The organism is Deinococcus hopiensis KR-140 (genome assembly GCF_900176165.1).
Taxonomy (GTDB): Bacteria; Deinococcota; Deinococci; order Deinococcales; family Deinococcaceae; genus Deinococcus; species Deinococcus hopiensis.
In genome coordinates, this window is record NZ_FWWU01000004.1 from 173,570 (window position 1) to 189,508 (window position 15,939).

11 protein-coding genes and 1 riboswitch are annotated in these 15,939 nt (G+C 66.6%); of the genes, 4 read left to right on the forward strand and 7 right to left on the reverse strand.

Annotated features, from left to right (window positions below; all coding sequences use genetic code 11):
• Positions 1-13: 13 nt before the first annotated feature.
• Both glf and B9A95_RS04040 read right to left on the reverse strand, forming a co-directional pair.
• Positions 14-1,156: a UDP-galactopyranose mutase gene (gene glf, locus B9A95_RS04035; RefSeq protein WP_084045820.1), complete on the reverse strand. Its 1,143-nt coding sequence runs from the start codon at positions 1,154-1,156 to the stop codon at positions 14-16.
• A gap of 58 nt (positions 1,157-1,214) precedes the next feature.
• Positions 1,215-2,402 carry a glycosyltransferase family 1 protein gene (locus B9A95_RS04040; protein ID WP_139806443.1) on the reverse strand — a complete coding sequence of 396 codons (1,188 nt, stop codon included), beginning with the start codon at positions 2,400-2,402 and terminating at the stop codon, positions 1,215-1,217.
• Positions 2,403-2,821: 419 nt separating this feature from the next.
• Between B9A95_RS04040 and B9A95_RS04045 the strand changes: the two genes are divergently transcribed.
• The 4 genes from B9A95_RS04045 (at position 2,822) to B9A95_RS04060 (ending at position 6,943) form a co-directional block, all read left to right on the forward strand.
• The gene (locus tag B9A95_RS04045; protein WP_084045653.1) at positions 2,822-3,268 is read left to right on the forward strand and encodes a response regulator; all 447 of its coding nucleotides are present in this window, start codon (positions 2,822-2,824) and stop codon (positions 3,266-3,268) included.
• Positions 3,269-3,413: 145 nt separating this feature from the next.
• A riboswitch (cyclic di-GMP riboswitch) is annotated at positions 3,414-3,488 on the forward strand.
• Between the two features lie 12 nt (positions 3,489-3,500).
• Positions 3,501-4,847 (forward strand): right-handed parallel beta-helix repeat-containing protein, encoded by a 1,347-nt coding sequence (locus tag B9A95_RS04050; RefSeq protein WP_084045654.1) that lies wholly within the window; start codon positions 3,501-3,503, stop codon positions 4,845-4,847.
• Between the two features lie 149 nt (positions 4,848-4,996).
• Complete coding sequence (locus B9A95_RS04055) at positions 4,997-6,037, forward strand: glycoside hydrolase family 16 protein (protein ID WP_084045655.1); 1,041 nt, start codon at positions 4,997-4,999, stop codon at positions 6,035-6,037.
• Positions 6,038-6,091: 54 nt separating this feature from the next.
• Positions 6,092-6,943: a tyrosine-type recombinase/integrase gene (locus tag B9A95_RS04060; protein ID WP_084045656.1), complete on the forward strand. Its 852-nt coding sequence runs from the start codon at positions 6,092-6,094 to the stop codon at positions 6,941-6,943.
• 87 nt (positions 6,944-7,030) lie between these two features.
• Here B9A95_RS04060 and B9A95_RS04065 read toward each other — a convergent pair whose 3' ends face one another.
• From B9A95_RS04065 to B9A95_RS04085, 5 genes are all read right to left on the reverse strand, one after another.
• On the reverse strand, positions 7,031-7,492 hold the full coding sequence (locus B9A95_RS04065; protein WP_084045657.1) for a hypothetical protein: 462 nt from the start codon (positions 7,490-7,492) through the stop codon (positions 7,031-7,033).
• Entirely contained in the window at positions 7,470-7,871 is a 402-nt protein-coding gene (locus tag B9A95_RS04070; protein WP_084045658.1) for a hypothetical protein, read from the reverse strand. The genes B9A95_RS04065 and B9A95_RS04070 overlap by 23 nt, the downstream gene beginning before the upstream one ends.
• Positions 7,872-8,309: 438 nt before the next feature.
• On the reverse strand, positions 8,310-10,019 hold the full coding sequence (locus B9A95_RS04075; protein WP_084045659.1) for a PAS domain S-box protein: 1,710 nt from the start codon (positions 10,017-10,019) through the stop codon (positions 8,310-8,312).
• Positions 10,016-10,855, reverse strand: coding sequence for a CheR family methyltransferase (locus B9A95_RS04080; RefSeq protein WP_084045660.1), 840 nt, complete (start codon positions 10,853-10,855; stop codon positions 10,016-10,018). The genes B9A95_RS04075 and B9A95_RS04080 overlap by 4 nt, the downstream gene beginning before the upstream one ends.
• Before the next feature lies 1 nt (position 10,856).
• Positions 10,857-15,809 carry a response regulator gene (locus B9A95_RS04085; protein WP_084045661.1) on the reverse strand — a complete coding sequence of 1,651 codons (4,953 nt, stop codon included), beginning with the start codon at positions 15,807-15,809 and terminating at the stop codon, positions 10,857-10,859.
• Positions 15,810-15,939: the final 130 nt, after the last annotated feature.

Genomic DNA, 15,939 nt, shown 5'->3' on the forward strand with positions numbered 1-15,939 from the left:
CTCCCCTAAAAGATCAGCCCGTCGTAACGGCCTGCGCCCCGGTCTTCTGCCCGCTCAACTTCCGGTGTGTGGCGAGCGCCTGGGCCACCACCTGGTCCATGTTGTAGTAGCGGTAGGTGGCGAGGCGGCCCACGAAGGTCACGTCCTCCCGGGCGTCAGCCAGGGCGGCGTATTTCTTGTACAGCTCCTGGTTTTCCGGACGCGGTACCGGGTAGTACGGGTCGCCCTCGGCGCGCGAGAATTCGTACACCACGCTGGTCTGGTCGTGCTTTTGCCCGGTGATGTGCTTGAACTCACTGACGCGGGTGTGGGCGTAGTCATTGGGGTAATTGACCGTGCCCACCGACTGGAACTGCTCCACCGGGTGCGTCTCGTGCTTGAATTCCAGGCTGCGGTACGGCAGCTTGCCGTAGCAGTGGTCGAAGAAGGCGTCCACCGGCCCGGTGTAGATCATGTGGCCGTGGGGAATAAACGCCGCGATTTCGCGGTAGTCGGTGTTCAGCATCACCTTGATGTTGGGGTGCGAGAGCATGTTCTCGAACATCCGGGTGTAGCCGTGCAGCGGCATCGCCTGGTACGTATCGGCGAAGTAGCGGTCGTCGCGGTTGGTGCGGGTGGGAACCCGTGCCGTTACCGAAGCGTCGAGCTCGCTGGGATCGAGGTCCCACTGCTTGCGGGTGTAGCCCCGGAAGAATTTGTTGTACAGGTCGCGCCCTACCTTGCTTACGACCACGTCTTCCGAGGTCCGGACATGCTCGACAGGCTCGGCCACCGAGGCGAAGAACTCCTCGAGCTCGAAGGCCGTCAGGTTCAGGCCGTAGAGCTTGTTCACGGTGTCGAGGTTGATCGGAATGGGCACGAGCTGTCCGTCCACGCTCGACAGTACCCGGTGCTGGTACGGCCGCCACTGGGTAAAGCGCGACAGGTAGTCGAACACTTCGCGCGAGTTGGTATGGAAGATGTGCGGGCCGTAAGGGTGGATCAGGACCCCCGCGTCGTCGTAGCGGTCGTAGGCGTTGCCACCGATGTGCGGTCGGCGGTCCACGATCAGCACGCGTTTGCCGTCGTTGGCGAGCCGCTCGGCAAGCACGCTGCCCGCGAAGCCCGCGCCGACGATCAGGTAGTCGAAGCCCTGGGGAGAAACGGATTCGGTCATCAGCTCCATCATAGGGTCTGCCGAAGAGGTGCCGGGGAGCGCTGGTCCATCGAAACGCTCAGTCATCCGCCACTCCGGCGAGGGGAAAAACGCGCCGCTCCGCCGCTGCACGCTCGATCAACGCGCTCATGTCGGCCCAGGTGCGGTCCCACGAGAGGGTCGAGAGGTGGGCGTCGGCCCGGTCACGGCGGGCGTCGCCCGCCGGGGTACCGCGCTCGGCCAGCGCTTCGGCGCAGGCAACCTCGAAGGCGTCCACGCCGTCGGCGATGCGCGCCAGGTCCTTCTCGCCGTAGGGCCGGATCACGTCGCGGATGCCGGTGGACACCACGGGCACCCCGGCCGCGAGGTATTCGGGCGTCTTCGTGGGGCTGATGAACTCGGTGGCCTCGTTGAGCGCGAAGGGCAGCAGCGCCACGTCCCAGTGGGCGAGGTAGCTCGGCAGCTCGGCGTACGACTTCATCCCCAGGTAGTGCAGGTTCTCGCCGCGGGGCAGCTCCGCCGGGTCGATCTTGACGACCGGGCCCAGCAGCACGAACTGCCACTCGGGGCGGCGGCGGGCCAGCTCACCGATCAGCTCAATGTCGAACCGCTCGTCAATCACCCCGTAAAAGCCCAGCCGTGGGCGCGGCAAGGCGGCCTGGTCCTTGGGGTCCGCCAGCCCTTTGCGGGCCTGCGCGAAGTGCTCCACTTCCACGCTGGAGGGAAAGGGGTAGGCCCCAGCGTGGCGCTCGCGCTTGGCCTCGTACAGGCGGTGGCCGCCGGTAAACACCAGGTCCGCCTGTTCGAAAAGCTGATCTTCCCGCGTCCGGAGTTCGGGCGGCGCGCCGCGGAACTGCGCGAGTTCGTCCATGCAGTCGTACACGGTCACGCGGGGACTCAGGCCCGCCGTGATGGGCAGCTCGAAGGGCGTGTAGACCCACAGGTCATACTCGGGCAGGCCCTCAGCCTTGACCATCCCCTCCAGCAGCCGGGCGGTGCGCGCCTGCGAGGCGTCCGCGCTGTGACCCTCCTCGATGTGCGGCGTGACGACCACGACGCCAGAAGGATCTGTCCGCATCACGAGGTGGTCGGCCTCGGACGTGAAGCGCGGCTCCTCGATGTAATACACGCGCCGCGAACGGGCCGCTCGCGTCATCAGGTGCTGCGGGCGCTGAAACACGAAGTCCCAGCGGAGATGCGCGACAACGAGCAGGGCGGGGGTATCTGAGGCGCGGACCGAATCAGGCTGCAAATGGGTGGGGTTCAAGGTCTTTTCCTCCGTACATCAAACGCCGGCGGCGCGGCTTTGCGCGGGCCACCGGAGCTGAACAAGTGTTGACGGCCTGTCTTCGCAAGAAGAGGGGCCGTACCGTTGCCCTGCGGTCCTCTTTTGGTGCCGGCTCATCGCCGCGCCAGGAACGGTGCTCAGTTTACCTTTTGGCCTGCGCTTCGGTCCTGATGAAACCTGAAGGCTTTCGGGGATAAAGCCTGAGGAAAGGCCCAGCACATCGTTCATTTTCTTTAGATGGGGCCAGCAGCGCAGCCGATGGGCGCGCGTGGTGCCTTTAGAAGCCTTTCATGGGGAAGAGAACGGAAAGAACGCCGGATCAGAGTAGGGTAAGGTCCGTTCTACGCCGCTGGGTTCTGCCGCTCATCCCCTCCCGCGCTCAGGAGTTCGCCCCACACATGAAGCCCACAAAGACCATCGAGATTTTGCTGGTGGAGGACAATCCCGCCGATATCCTGCTGACCGAGGAGGCCTTCAGCGAGGCCGAATTCCCCCACCGGCTCCACGTGGCGCGCGATGGAGTGGACGCACTGAATTTCCTGCGGCGCCAGGGCCCGTACGCCGGCGTGCCCACACCCGACGTGATCTTGCTCGACCTGAACATGCCGCGCATGGGCGGGCTCGAGGTGCTTGACGTGCTCAAGGCGGACGCAGAGCTCCGCAACGTGCCGGTGATCGTGCTGACCACCTCACGCGCCGAAAACGATATCTGGCGCAGCTACAACCTGCATGCCAACGCCTATATCCCCAAGCCCGTGACCGTGAGCGAATTTATCGACGTGATCCAGTCATTCCGGGCCTTCTGGTTTTCCACAGCGGCGTTGTCTCCCAAGCACCAGCCCTGAGCGTCACGGAGATGCACCTGTGCGGTACCCCCAATGGGTGGGTACCGGGGACGTGGAATTTTGAGGAGACATTGAAGTAAGCTTTGTGTCAGAACTCCGGTTCTAACATTATTTACGTTGGCGGCAGAGAGACGCTCTGCGCAGCTCGACGAAAAGGCAAACCCTGTGCGAGCAGGGGGCGCAAAGCCACGGGACTCACGCAGTCAGCCGGGCCACCGAAACGAGGGATCCTGTGCAGAAACTGGTCTGGCTGCTGCCTGTTGTTTTTATCGTGAGCTGCTCGCAAACCGCCCTTCCCCAGGCCAGCGCCAAAACCCAGGGCGGCACGCTGCAGGCGCAGGGCGCGAGGAAGATCGCCGCGCCGGCCCCCACCCCCACGGCGACCGGACGCTCCTTTTACCTGGACTGCGCGGGAAACGACAAGGCGAGCGGTACAAGCGCGGGCACGGCCCTGCGGACCCTGAACAGGGTGAGCGGCCTGAGCCTCCTTGCCGGTGACCGGGTGCTTCTGAAACGCGGCTGCACCTTTACGGGCTCGCTGGTCGCCAAGTCGAGCGGCACCGCGGCCTCCCCCATCGTGTACACGGCCTACGGCGAGGGTGCGGCTCCCACCATCGTGCTGAACACCGACGCCGAGGCAGTCCTCGTTGGTGGCAACTACCTGGTGTTCGACGGACTGAACGTCACCTCCACCCGCCCCGCGCCCGCCGGCACCGGCAAGTGCGCCAACACCCCGGTTGCCTGGCGAGTCGGCTTCGCCGTGACCGGGCAGTACAACACCGTGCAGAATTCCTCTGCGAGCGGCTTCATGGCGGGCGTGCACCTCATGGCCGGCGCGAACAACAACCGCGTGCTGGGCAACACCCTGACCAACAACAACGTCATGAAGAAGAATACGGCCGGCGTGTACGACGACGACTCTGGCGCCTGGGGCGTGCTCGTCAACTCCAACGGCAACGAGGTCGCGAACAACACCTTCAGCGGCAACTGGGCCTGCAGCGAGGACTACGGCGTAGATGGCGCGAGCGTGGAACTGTACGAGGCCAGCGGCAACAACGTCCACGACAACCTCAGCACCGAGGACATGACCTTCACTGAACTGGGCGGCACCCCCACCAGCCAGAGCGAGAACAACACCTTCGCGTACAACACCTACGCGCCGGTGAAGGCGGGCGGCGCGATGATCGTGCTGCGCGGCACGAAGAGCAAGTGGGGCGGCAACCCCGGCACGGTGTTTCACCACAACGTGGGGTACATGGTGGATACGGGGATCATCTGCTCGGACGGCTGCGGCCCCTCGGTCCTGAAGGCGCACGACAACGTCTTGTGGCAGCGTGGCGCGGCCAGCGGCATCGTCCCGGCGGCCAACATGACGCCCATGTGGGCCGACGCGCCCTTCACCGAGTACAACAACGTCTTCTGGAAGACCGGCGGGCGCCCCTACGTCAGCATCGATGGCGGCCAGCTGAGCGCCACCGACCGCATCACCGATCCCCTGTTCGTCGATCCGGTGGCGCTGAACTTCACCAGCCGGCTGTCCCCGGTGGTCCTGGCGACCGCGCGTTCCCGCACACGTTAAAGCGGGGTCTGTGTCCGGGTGGGTGCCTCTCGCGAAGGGGCACCCACTGCCCTTTGGGGTTTTCGGCACGCCAGCGCCTGCCCACGCTATCTTGCGGCCGTTCACTTTCCCCCTGCCTGCGCCCCCATCCCCTTTTCGAAGGATTTCCGTTGCCCCCTCCCCGGTTTCCCCGCACCGTCCTGATCCTGCTGCTGGCCCTGGCGCTGCCGGGCCTCGCTTTCGTGTGGCAGCAGCGGCGGACGGCCGTGGAGGTTCCCGCCGCCCGGCCACCCTCTGCCGGGGGTGATGGCGCCGGCGGAGCCGGGCAATCCCCAGCCAGCCCACCGGCGCCGGGCAAAGGACCAGCGTCCAGACCTCCCGCCGAGGAGCCGGCGAACGGACCTGGCGAGAGGCCCGCTTTCCCCCTGGCGGCGCCGCCGGGGATGGGGCCGGCCGCGCCCTACGGCTTTCGGCCGGGGGGCTGGATCAACACGTTTACCGACACCTTCAGCGGTGAGCGGCTGGACCCGCAGAAGTGGTCAGCCGGGTTTGGGTGGGGACCGTATGACGCCAACGCCTGGGTGGCGAGCTGCGCCGAACCCGCGGCTGTGGGCCTGAGCGGCGGCACACTGACCCTGAATACCTCGCCGGACCGGCCGAGGTCCCCCGAATGCCTGGGCGGTAACAAGTCGCACACCTCCGCGGCGATCAATACCAAGGGCAAGTTCAGCCAGGAATACGGGTTTTTCGAGGCGCGGCTGCGGATGCCCGGACGGCGCGGGGTACTGGGCGCGTGGTGGTTGCACCGCGCGGACGGCGCGTGGCCGCCCGAGATCGACATCGCCGAGGTGCTGGGCAGCCGCCCGCGCGAACACGAGATGGCCCTGCATTTCGACGACCCCGGGCGCCGTGGCAACGAGTCGACCGGGCGACGCACCCTCTCGGCGGACCTGTCCCTGGACTTTCACGTGTATGGGGTGGACTGGCAACCCGGCGAAGTGGTGTTCTACCGCGACGGCAAGGTGCAGGCACGGCTGTCGGGGGCTGAGGGAGCCGCCTACCAGCGCGGGCCGTCTTACCTGATCATCAACAGCATGGTCTGCACTTCCGCGTCGCGCTACTGGTGTGAGTCGCCGGACAGCAGCACCCTGTGGGGCCCGGAGACGGCCGTGCAGGTGGACTGGGTGCGGGTGTGGCGGCGAGAACGTTGAAGGGAGGGGGGCGCCGGGGCTAGGCAAGCGTCGGCTTCATGTATATATTCAAGCATGACCGAGCGTCTTCCTTCTCTGATTCGGCAGGCCCTGGCGCGGGGCGACGTGGAGGCCGGGCTGGATCTGCTGTCGGCGGGGCTGCCCGGACAGCCGGGCAACGCCACGCGTAAGAACTACCTCTCCAGCCTGCGGGCGTACCTGCGGTGGGCGGGTGAAGAGGACCGGAGCGTGCTGAACGCCACTGCTGCCGACGCCCAGGCGTATTTCGGCCGGCTGCTGCAAAAGCATGCCCAGACGCCCTCCACGATTCACAACCACCTCACCCGGGTGCGGACAATGTACGACCTGCTGCGCGAGCACGGCCTGCACCCGGGACCCAATCCCTTTCTGGGGCTGAAGCTGCCCAGCAACAAACCCGAGGAGCACCGCGACCTGTACTCGGAAGCGGAGATCACCCGGCTGCTCGCGCATGCGGACGTGGCGGGCCGGGCGCTGGTGCTGCTGGGGGCGCGCGCCGGGCTAACCGGCCCGGAGACGGTGGCGCAGCGCTGGGAGGACGTGGACCTGCGGGGAGGGCGCCTCCTTGCGCCGGGCCGAGAACTGGAGCTGGACGCCGAACTTCAAGAAGCCCTGGAAGCCTATGGGCGCGAGCGGGGACAGACGGCGCTGTTCTCCGCGCCGGGGCCACTGTTTGAGTTTCAGACGGACCATCAACTGCGGGCCGCCATATACGCCCTGTGCCAGCGGGCGAACGTGCCGTACCGGGCGTGGCGCGCCCTCAGGAACACCGCGGGAATGCGGGTGCTGCAGCAGACGGGGGATCCGCAGGAGGTGGCCCGCCGCCTGGGCCTGACCACCCTCAAGGCCGTGGAAGTTTGGCAAAAGCTGGAGGCAGAGGGGGCCTAGCCCTGGGCCTCTTCTCCGCGCAGGGCCTCGTCGGGAGCCTGAATGGCGGCCTCGATGGCCGGGCGGTTACCCGCGACGGCACGCGCCTCAATGCCGCCCGCTTTCAGGCGCGCCATCAGCCGTCCCAGGGCCGCGCCAGCCCGTCAGGTGCATGACGGCGCGGCCGTCGAAGTGGGCCCTGACCTGCTCGGTCCCCTCGTCCTCGGCGTTCATGTCGTGGACGATGGCCAGGATGCCCCGCCCGGGCAGCAGGGCCCTGGTCTCTCCCGGGGTCAGGCGGGGAGCCCCCTCCCCGGCCACGAAGCCCTCGCGCCGCAGGAAGGCGACGAAGCGGTCCATGCCGGGGCGCACTTTCACCCGGCGGGCGAGGTCACCGCCGGGGTTCAGAAACGGAAAAGGGCAGAACGGGCGGCTGGGGGTCAGGAAGCGGAACATTGCCTCCTCGTCCCGGTCCCCTGCGGCGTGAACGTCGGGGTCCAGGCCAAGCGCGGCGAGTGGCACGGCGACGTCGTCCGTGAGGTGGAGTTCACGGCGCCAGTTGTTGTGCACACGGTGGACGTAGCGCAGGCCTTCCTGTGAGGCCCAGCGGCTTGACCATACGCCCCAGGATGTTTCCGCCATCGCCCCGGGGCATAAAAGCGAAGCGGGCCTGCAACTGCGCGGGCGACGCGGGAAACAGCTCCACCTGAAAGGCGCGTTCCTCGCCAGACACGGGCGCGAGGAACGTGTGGCCCATGCCCTGCCGCCGGTACTCACCCGCCTCCACCGCTTCTGCGGTCAGGCGCGGGGACAGCACCAGCACGTCGAGGTCGCCGAAATCGGCCTTGTCGGTATGGTACAGGGGAATGCGCCGGGCGTTGCCGAGCACGGCCTGGAGGACGTCCCGTACCCGCGCTTCGAGGCGCAGGTGGGGAACGCGTTCCAGCATTGAAAGTCAGGCCTCCCATTTGGCCTTCAGGGTCAGGTCCAAAGCGCGCGAGCGAATGCGGGGAAAGGCGTAGGGCGGACACGAGGTACCCTGTACTGGCGCAGCGGGCGACCTGGCAGACGCGCGAAGTCTTCCGGTTTCAGGCGCTGCAGGGCCGCGAGATCACCTTGCAGGGCCTGCTGGGCAACCGCTCCCCCGCCCCAGCGGCACGTCAGGAAAGAGCCACGGAGCGAGGTCCGGCACGCCGAGGTGCCTTCTGCGCGGCCGCCGCGCGGTGCGGAAGGGTCGTTGGGCCCTGCTCCGGTCTGCCGGTACCATACGGGCAGTGTGGGCAACGGGTACCGCTCCGCTCATTTGGCAGGGCCTGTAAACGGGGGATATGCGCAAGCACAGACGCGGCCCAGCTCGCTCGGGCAGGAGGGCCCCTCCGGGCGGCACTCAGGCGGGCGTCTCCAGTGGGGTCACGTCCTGAGGTCCGTCGCCCTGGGAGCGGCCCTCCTCTTGCTCAGGCTGGTGTTCCTGGGACTGCGGCAAGGTGAAGCTGAAGGTGGCCCCCAGGCCCTCCTGCGCCTCGGCCCAGATGCGGCCTCCGTGGCGGGCGAGGATGCGCTTGACGTTGGAGAGCCCCACCCCTGCGCCCTCGAAGGCGTCGGGCGAGTGCAGGCGCTGGAAGACGCCGAACAGCTTGTGCCCGTAGGCCATATTGAAGCCCACCCCATTGTCGCGAACGTGCAGGACGTACTCCCCGCCCTCGCGCGTGCTCCAGACCTCCACGACAGCTTCCTCGCGCCCGCGGGAGTACTTCAGCGCGTTCGACAGCAGGTTGGTCATCACCTGCCGCAGCGCCGTGAGGTCGCCCTGGACCACGGGCAGCTCGCTGATCCGCCAGCGAACCACCCGGTCGCCGCATTCGTTTTGCAGGTGCGAAAGGACGTCTTGCACCAGCACGCCGAGGTCCACCGGGCCGAAGCGCAGGTCCTGGCGTCCAGTGCGCGCGAATTCCAGCAGGCCCAGGATCAGGTCGTCCATGCGCCGGGTCGAGTCCTGAATGATGCGCAGGTAACGCTGGGCAGGCTCGGACATCGTCCTTTGCGCGTCGCGCCGCAACAGGTCCGCGAACGAGGCGATGTGCCGCAGCGGCGTGCGCAGATCGTGCGAGATGGAATGGGCGAAGGCCTCAAGTTCGGCGTTTACGTCTTCGAGCTGCGCCGTGCGCTCCTGCACCCGCGCCTCCAGCGAGGCGTTGAGCGCCACGAGTTCGGCCTCGATCCGCTTGCGCTCGGTCACGTCGTGCCCGGTGGAGACGAAGTGGGTGATTCTGCCCGCCTCGTCCTTGATGGGCGTGAAGGTCTTTTCCTCGTAAAAGAGACTGCCGTCCTTGCGCCGACTCGCGAGCTCACCGCGGTACACCTCGCCGCGCAGCAGCAGGTCCCAGATATGCTCATACAGCGCCGGATCGTGGCCGTCGGGCCGCAGCACCCGGGAACGCTGCCCGAGAATCTCGGCGCGGCTGTAGCCGGTCAGGGCCACGAAGGCGGGGTTGACGTACTCAATCATCCCCTCGCGGTCCGTGATGAATACGGGATCGGCGGCCTGCTCCACCGCGCTCGACAGCTTGCGCATCTCGGTCTGCGCCCGTTGCCGCTCACGCTCGCTCTCGCGCCGGAGGCGGTCTTGTACCCGGCGGGCCTGCTGCGCCTCGAGCTCACGCAGCCGCCGCTCGTGCGCCTGTACCGTGCGCGTCTTCTGGTGCAGGTCCACGAACACGCCCACCTTGGCCCGCAGGATCTCGGCCTGTACGGGCGAGTAAATAAAGTCCACCGCGCCCAGCGAGTACCCGCCCAGCATGTCTGCCTCCGCGCGGTCGTGGGCGGTCACGAAGATGATGGGCGTGGTCTCGGTCTGGACGCGGCTGCGAATCAGGCCCGCGGTCTCGAAGCCGTCCATCTCGGGCATCCGCACGTCGAGCAAAATCACCGCGTACTCGTCTTGCAGCAGCAGGCGCAGCGCCTCGCGCCCGGAGGAGGCGAGCACCAGGTTTTGCCCCAGCGTTTCCAGCGCCGAGGCCAGGGCCAGGCGCTTGGCGTCCTGGTCGTCGACGATCAGGATGTTGGCGAGGGGCAGGGTATTGGCGGGGGGGGCGGTCACGCGATTCTCCGGTACAGTTTCTCACGGTAGTTCAGGGTTTCAAAGTGGGCGCTGTGAGGAGAGAACTCCAGCGTCTCATGCTGCCCCAGCCCCAGCACCCCGAACGTGACCAGACTGGCGTGCAGCAGGCCCTGCACCTGCTCTTGCAGCGGCCGGGCGAAATAGATCATCACGTTGCGGCACAAGATCAGGTGAAACTCGTTGAAGGACCCGTCGGTCACCAGGTTGTGCTGGCCCCAGATCACGTTCTGCCGCAGCGGGGCGCTGACGAGCGCGTGCCCCTGCCCCTGGGTGAAATACGCGCTGAAGGAACGCGCGCCGCCCGCGTCGGTGTAGTTACGGGCGTATCCGGCCAGCTTCTCGGCCGAATAGATGCCCTGCCGCGCCACCGCCAGCGCCGGAGCGCTCACGTCCGTGGCGTACAGCCGGGTGCGGGAAAGCAGTCCCGCCTCTTCGAGCAGGATCGCCAGCGAGTAGACCTCCTCGCCGGTCGAGCAGCCCGCGTGCCACACGCGCAAGAAGGGATGGGTCCGCAGCACGGGCAGGACCTGCTCTCGCAGCGCGCGGTAGAAAGAGGGGTCGCGGAACATCTCGGTGACCTGGATGGACAGGGCCGCCACCAGCCGGGTCATGGCGGCCGGATCGTGCAGCACCCGGTCTTGCAGGGCGCTGACGGTGGGGAGACGCTCGGCCTGCAGGCAGTGCAGCACGCGGCGGCGCACGGTGCCCGGTGCGTAGCCCCGAAAGTCGTGGCCGTAGTGCTGGTACACGCCTTCGAGCAGCAGCGTGATCTCGATCTGTTCCAGGGCGTCGGTGGGAGGCGAGAGGGGCGACATATCAGCGTGAGAGCCAAACCCGCAGCAGCGAGAGCAGTTGATCGGTGTTCACCGGCTTGGAGATGTAATCCGAGGCGCCTGACTCAATGGACTTCTCGCGGTCGCCGGGCATGGCCTTGGCGGTCAGGGAGATGATCGGCAACGACTTGAACTTGCGGTTTTGCCGGATCAGGCGGGTGGTCTCGTACCCGTCGAGTTCGGGCATCATCACGTCCATCAGCACGGCGTCGATGTCGGGGGTGCTTTCGAGCATGCTGATCGCGTCGCGGCCGTTTTCCGCCGTGTAGACGGTCATGCGGTGGCGTTCGAGCACAGCGGTCAAGGCGAAGATGTTCCGGATGTCGTCGTCCACCACAAGCACCCGGCGGCCCTGCAGAGTGGGGTCTTGCTGCCGCGCCCCCTCCAGAATCTGCCGCTTGGCTTCGGGCAGGTTGGCCTCCACGCGGTGCAGGAAGAGCGTTACCTCGTCGAGCAGCCGCTCGGGCGAACGAACGTCCTTGAGGATGATCGACTTGGCCGCCTTGCGCAGCTGCGTCTCCTGCTGCCGCGTGAGGTCCTGCGCGGTATAGACGATGACCGGGATGGACTTGTACGCGGGATTCTTCTGCAGGGCCTGAATCAGCTCAAAGCCGGTCATGTCGGTGAGCTGCAGGTCCAGCACGATGCAGTCGAAGGGCGTGGCCTCCAGCGCGGCGAGGGCTTCGGCGCCGCTGCTCACCGCCGTGGTTTTCACGTCACCGTTGCCGATCAGCTCCACGATGTTCTCCCGCTGCGCCGGATCGTCCTCGATCACCAGCAGGTTTTTGACCCGCCGGGCAATGAACGACTCCAAGTTGGCAAAGGCGCGGGTCAGCGCCGCCTTGTCGCCCGACTTGGTGACGTGATCGAGCGCGCCCAGCTTGCGCCCGGTCAGGGTGGCTTCCTCGCCGGAGATGATGTGCACCGGGATGTGCCGGGTGGCCGGGTCGTGCTTGAGGTGGTCGAGCACCGCCCAGCCGCTCGTGTCGGGCAGCGACAGGTCGAGCGTGACCGCCGTGGGCCGGTACGTCTGCGCCAGGGTAATGGCCTGGTCCCCGCGCGTGGCGATGAGCCCCAGAAAGCCGCGTTCATGCGCCAGCTCCAGCAGGATGCCCGCGTAGGTGGGGTCGTCTTCCACGATAAGCACGGTGCGGTCGCCAGGCTGAATGACGGCCCGGTCGTCACCGACGTGCGCGGAGGGCAACGGCGCGGCGGTCCCTTCCGCCGCCGGAACGGGCGAGATGGGTGCCAGGCTGGAAGCGCCGCCGACGCTGCTGGCCGAGGGGGTGTCCAGGCCCGTCCAACCCATGCTGGAGGTGGTGTTCAGGCCCACCACCATATTCCGCGCGCCACCCGCGGCCGGGGTGAAGTCCATTCCCCGCCGCCCCGCGGGCAGGTACAGCGTGAAGACGCTGCCCGAGCCCGGCGTACTCTCCAGCGTGATCTCGCCGCCCAGAATGCGCGCGAGCTCGCGGCTGATCGCCAGCCCCAGACCGGTGCCGCCGTACTTGCGGCTGGTGGAACCGTCGGCCTGCTGGAACGCCTCGAAAATCACGCGCTGCTTATCGGCGGGGATGCCGATGCCGGTGTCGGTCACCCGGAAGGCCACCACGCCTGGCGCACGCAGGAGCGAGGTGTTGTCCAGGCTCCAGCCGCCCACGGCCGGGGCGACCTCCAGCGTGACCGAGCCGCGAGAGGTGAACTTGAAAGCGTTGGCAAGCAGGTTTTTTAGAATCTGGAGCAGGCGCTTCTCGTCGGTGGCGAGGCTGGCGGGCAGCGAGGAATCGAAGCGCAACTCGAAGCCCACACCCTTGTCGGCGGCGACGGGCGCGAACGTCGCTTCCAGCGCCTCGCCGACCACGCGGTAGGGCACATCCGCCACGTCCGCCGTCACGGTACCCGACTCCACCTTGGACAGGTCGAGGATGTCGTTGATCAGGTTGAGCAGGTCATTGCCGGAAGCGTAGATCGTCTTGGCGTAGTTCTGCTGCTGGGCCGAGAGGTTGCCTTCCGGATTCTCGCGCAGTTGATTGGCGAGCAGCAGCAGGCTGTTGAGCGGCGTACGCAACTCGTGGCTCATGTTTGCCAGAAATTCGCTCTTGTACTTGGAGGTCAGCGCGAGCTGCGCGGCCTTTTCCTCCAGCGCCTGCCGCGCCGACTCCACCTCGTGGTTCTTGCGTTCCACCTCGCGGTTTTGTTCGGCCAGCAGCCGGGCCTTTTCTTCCAGCTCCTCGTTGGTCTGGCGCAGCTCTTCTTGCTGGCTCTGGAGTTCCTGCGCCATGCCCTGCGACTGCGCGAGCAGCGTTTCGGTGCGCATGGTGGCCTGAATGGTATTGAGCACGATGCCGATGGACTCGGTGAGCTGCTCCAGAAAGGCGATGTGCGTGGGACTGAAGGTGCTGAAGGAGGCCAGCTCCACCACGGCTTTGGTCTGCTGCTCGAACACCACCGGCAGCACGATGATGCTCGTCGGTGTGGCGGCCCCCAGCCCTGAGTTGATCTGTACGTAGTCGTGCGGTACGTGCGTCAGCACGATAGGCTGCTGCTCCAGCGCACACTGCCCCACCAGGCCCTCGCCCAGTAGAAAGCGGTTGCCCAGGCCCTTGCGCTCGCGGTAGGCGTAGCTCGCCTGCAGTTGCAGCGTCGGGGTGGGCGCGTCCTCGTCCATGGTGTAGAAGACGCCGTGACTGGCCTTGACCAGCGGCGCGAGCTCGGAGAGGATCAGGCGGCTGACCGTTAGCAGGTCGCGCTGGCCCTGCAGCATCCGGGTAAAGCGCGCCAGGTTGGTCTTGAGCCAGTCCTGCTCCTCGTTTTTCTCGGTCGTGTCGCGCAGGTTGTGGATCATCGCGTTGATGTTGTCTTTCAGCGCGTCCAGCTCACCCCGGGCGTCAAGATTGATCGAGCGGGTGAGGTCCCCCTTGGTCACGGCGGTCGCCACCTCGGCAATCGCCCGCACCTGCGTGGTCAGGTTGGCGGCCAGCCGGTTCACGTTGTCCGTGAGGTCCTTCCAGGTGCCCGAAGCGCCCGGCACGCTGGCCTGTCCGCCCAGACGCCCCTCCACGCCCACCTCGCGCGCCACGCCCGTGACCTGATCGGCAAACGTGGCCAGCGTGTCGATCATGGAGTTGATCGTCTCGGCGAGCTCGGCGATCTCACCCTTGGCCTCCAGCGTCAGCTTGCGCTTGAGATCCCCGTTCGCCACCGAGGTCACCACCTGCGCGATCCCACGCACCTGATCGGTGAGGTTCGACGCCATGAAGTTCACGTTGTCGGTGAGGTCCTTCCACGTTCCGCCCACACCGCGCACATCGGCCTGACCCCCGAGCTTGCCTTCCGTGCCCACCTCGCGCGCCACGCGGGTCACCTCGCCCGCAAAGCTGTTCAGCTGGTCCACCATCGTGTTGATGGTGTCTTTCAGCTCCAGCAGTTCGCCGCGCACGTCCACGGTGATCTTTTTACTCAGGTCCCCGTTCGCCACGGCGGTGGTGACGAAGGCGATGTTGCGCACCTGGCTGGTGAGGTTGCCGGCCATGAAGTTCACGCTGTCGGTGAGGTCCTTCCACGTTCCGCCCACACCGCGCACATCGGCCTGACCCCCGAGCTTGCCTTCTGTGCCCACCTCACGCGCCACGCGGGTCACCTCGCCCGCAAAGCTGTTCAGCTGGTCCACCATCGTGTTGATGGTTTCCTTCAGCTCCAGAATCTCACCCCGCGCGTCGGCGGTGATCTTTTTACTCAGGTCCCCGTTCGCCACGGCGGTGGTGACGAAGGCGATGTTGCGCACCTGGCTGGTGAGGTTGCCGGCCATGAAGTTCACGTTGTCGGTGAGGTCTTTCCACGTTCCGCCCACACCGCGCACATCGGCCTGACCCCCGAGCTTGCCTTCCGTGCCCACCTCGCGCGCCACGCGGGTCACCTCGCCCGCAAAGCTGTTCAGCTGGTCCACCATCGTGTTGATGGTGTTCTTGAGGTCCAGAATCTCCCCGCGCGCGTCCACGGTGATCTTTTTACTCAGGTCCCCGTTCGCCACGGCGGTGGTCACGTCCGCGATGTTGCGCACCTGATTGGTGAGGTTGCCGGCCATGAAGTTCACGTTGTCGGTGAGGTCTTTCCACGTTCCGCCCACACCGCGCACATCGGCCTGACCCCCGAGCTTGCCTTCCGTGCCCACCTCGCGCGCCACGCGGGTCACCTCGCCCGCAAAGCTGTTCAGCTGGTCCACCATCGTGTTGATGGTGTTCTTGAGGTCCAGAATCTCCCCGCGCGCGTCCACGGTGATCTTTTTACTCAGGTCCCCGTTCGCCACGGCGGTGGTCACGTCCGCGATGTTACGCACCTGATTGGTGAGGTTGCCGGCCATGAAGTTCACGTTGTCGGTGAGGTCTTTCCACGTTCCGCCCACACCGCGCACATCGGCCTGACCCCCGAGCTTGCCTTCTGTGCCCACCTCGCGCGCCACGCGGGTCACCTCGCCCGCAAAGCTGTTCAGCTGACTGACCATCGTATTGACGGTCCGCGCCGTTTGCAGGAACTGGCCCTGCATGGGCTGACCCTCAACTTCCAGGGCCATGGTCTGCGAGAGGTCCCCGTTCGCCACGGCGGTGATCACGCGGGTCATCTCGCTGGTGGGCCAGACGAGGTCGTCCACCAGGGTATTCACACCCTCGATCAGCTCGGCCCAGCCACCCACGGCCCGGCCCAGCGGAATGCGCTGGGTGACCTTGCCTTCCTTGCCAACGATGTGCCCGACGCGCGCCACGTCCTGGGCGACGCGCCCGGTACTGACGAGCACCTCGTTGAAGGTGTCGGCGATTTTGCCGGCCACCCCTGTCCAGTTGCTTGGCAACCGCGCCGAGAAGTCGCCGTCGCGGAAGGCGAGCAGGGCCGAGAGCAGCAGTTGATCATCGAGGGCGTCCACCAGCGCGGTTTCAGTCATGAACCGCTCCGGCGGGGTACTGGGGGAGCCTCGGAACAGCAGAAGCGAAAGACGGCATTACCCCCCAGAATAGGGTCCGCTTCCTTACAGAAAGAGACTTAAAGGTTTCCTGAAGAGGATCTGGGCGAGG

Excerpts from the sequence above, each read along its gene's own strand:
- glf (WP_084045820.1), bottom strand. The coding sequence starts at position 1,156 with ATGACCGAATCCGTTTCTCCCCAGGGCTTCGACTACCTGATCGTCGGC.
- B9A95_RS04045 (WP_084045653.1), top strand. The coding sequence starts at position 2,822 with ATGAAGCCCACAAAGACCATCGAGATTTTGCTGGTGGAGGACAATCCC.
- B9A95_RS04060 (WP_084045656.1), top strand. The coding sequence starts at position 6,092 with ATGACCGAGCGTCTTCCTTCTCTGATTCGGCAGGCCCTGGCGCGGGGC.
- B9A95_RS04070 (WP_084045658.1), bottom strand. The coding sequence starts at position 7,871 with ATGCTGGAACGCGTTCCCCACCTGCGCCTCGAAGCGCGGGTACGGGAC.
- B9A95_RS04080 (WP_084045660.1), bottom strand. The coding sequence starts at position 10,855 with ATGTCGCCCCTCTCGCCTCCCACCGACGCCCTGGAACAGATCGAGATC.
- B9A95_RS04085 (WP_084045661.1), bottom strand. The coding sequence starts at position 15,809 with ATGACTGAAACCGCGCTGGTGGACGCCCTCGATGATCAACTGCTGCTC.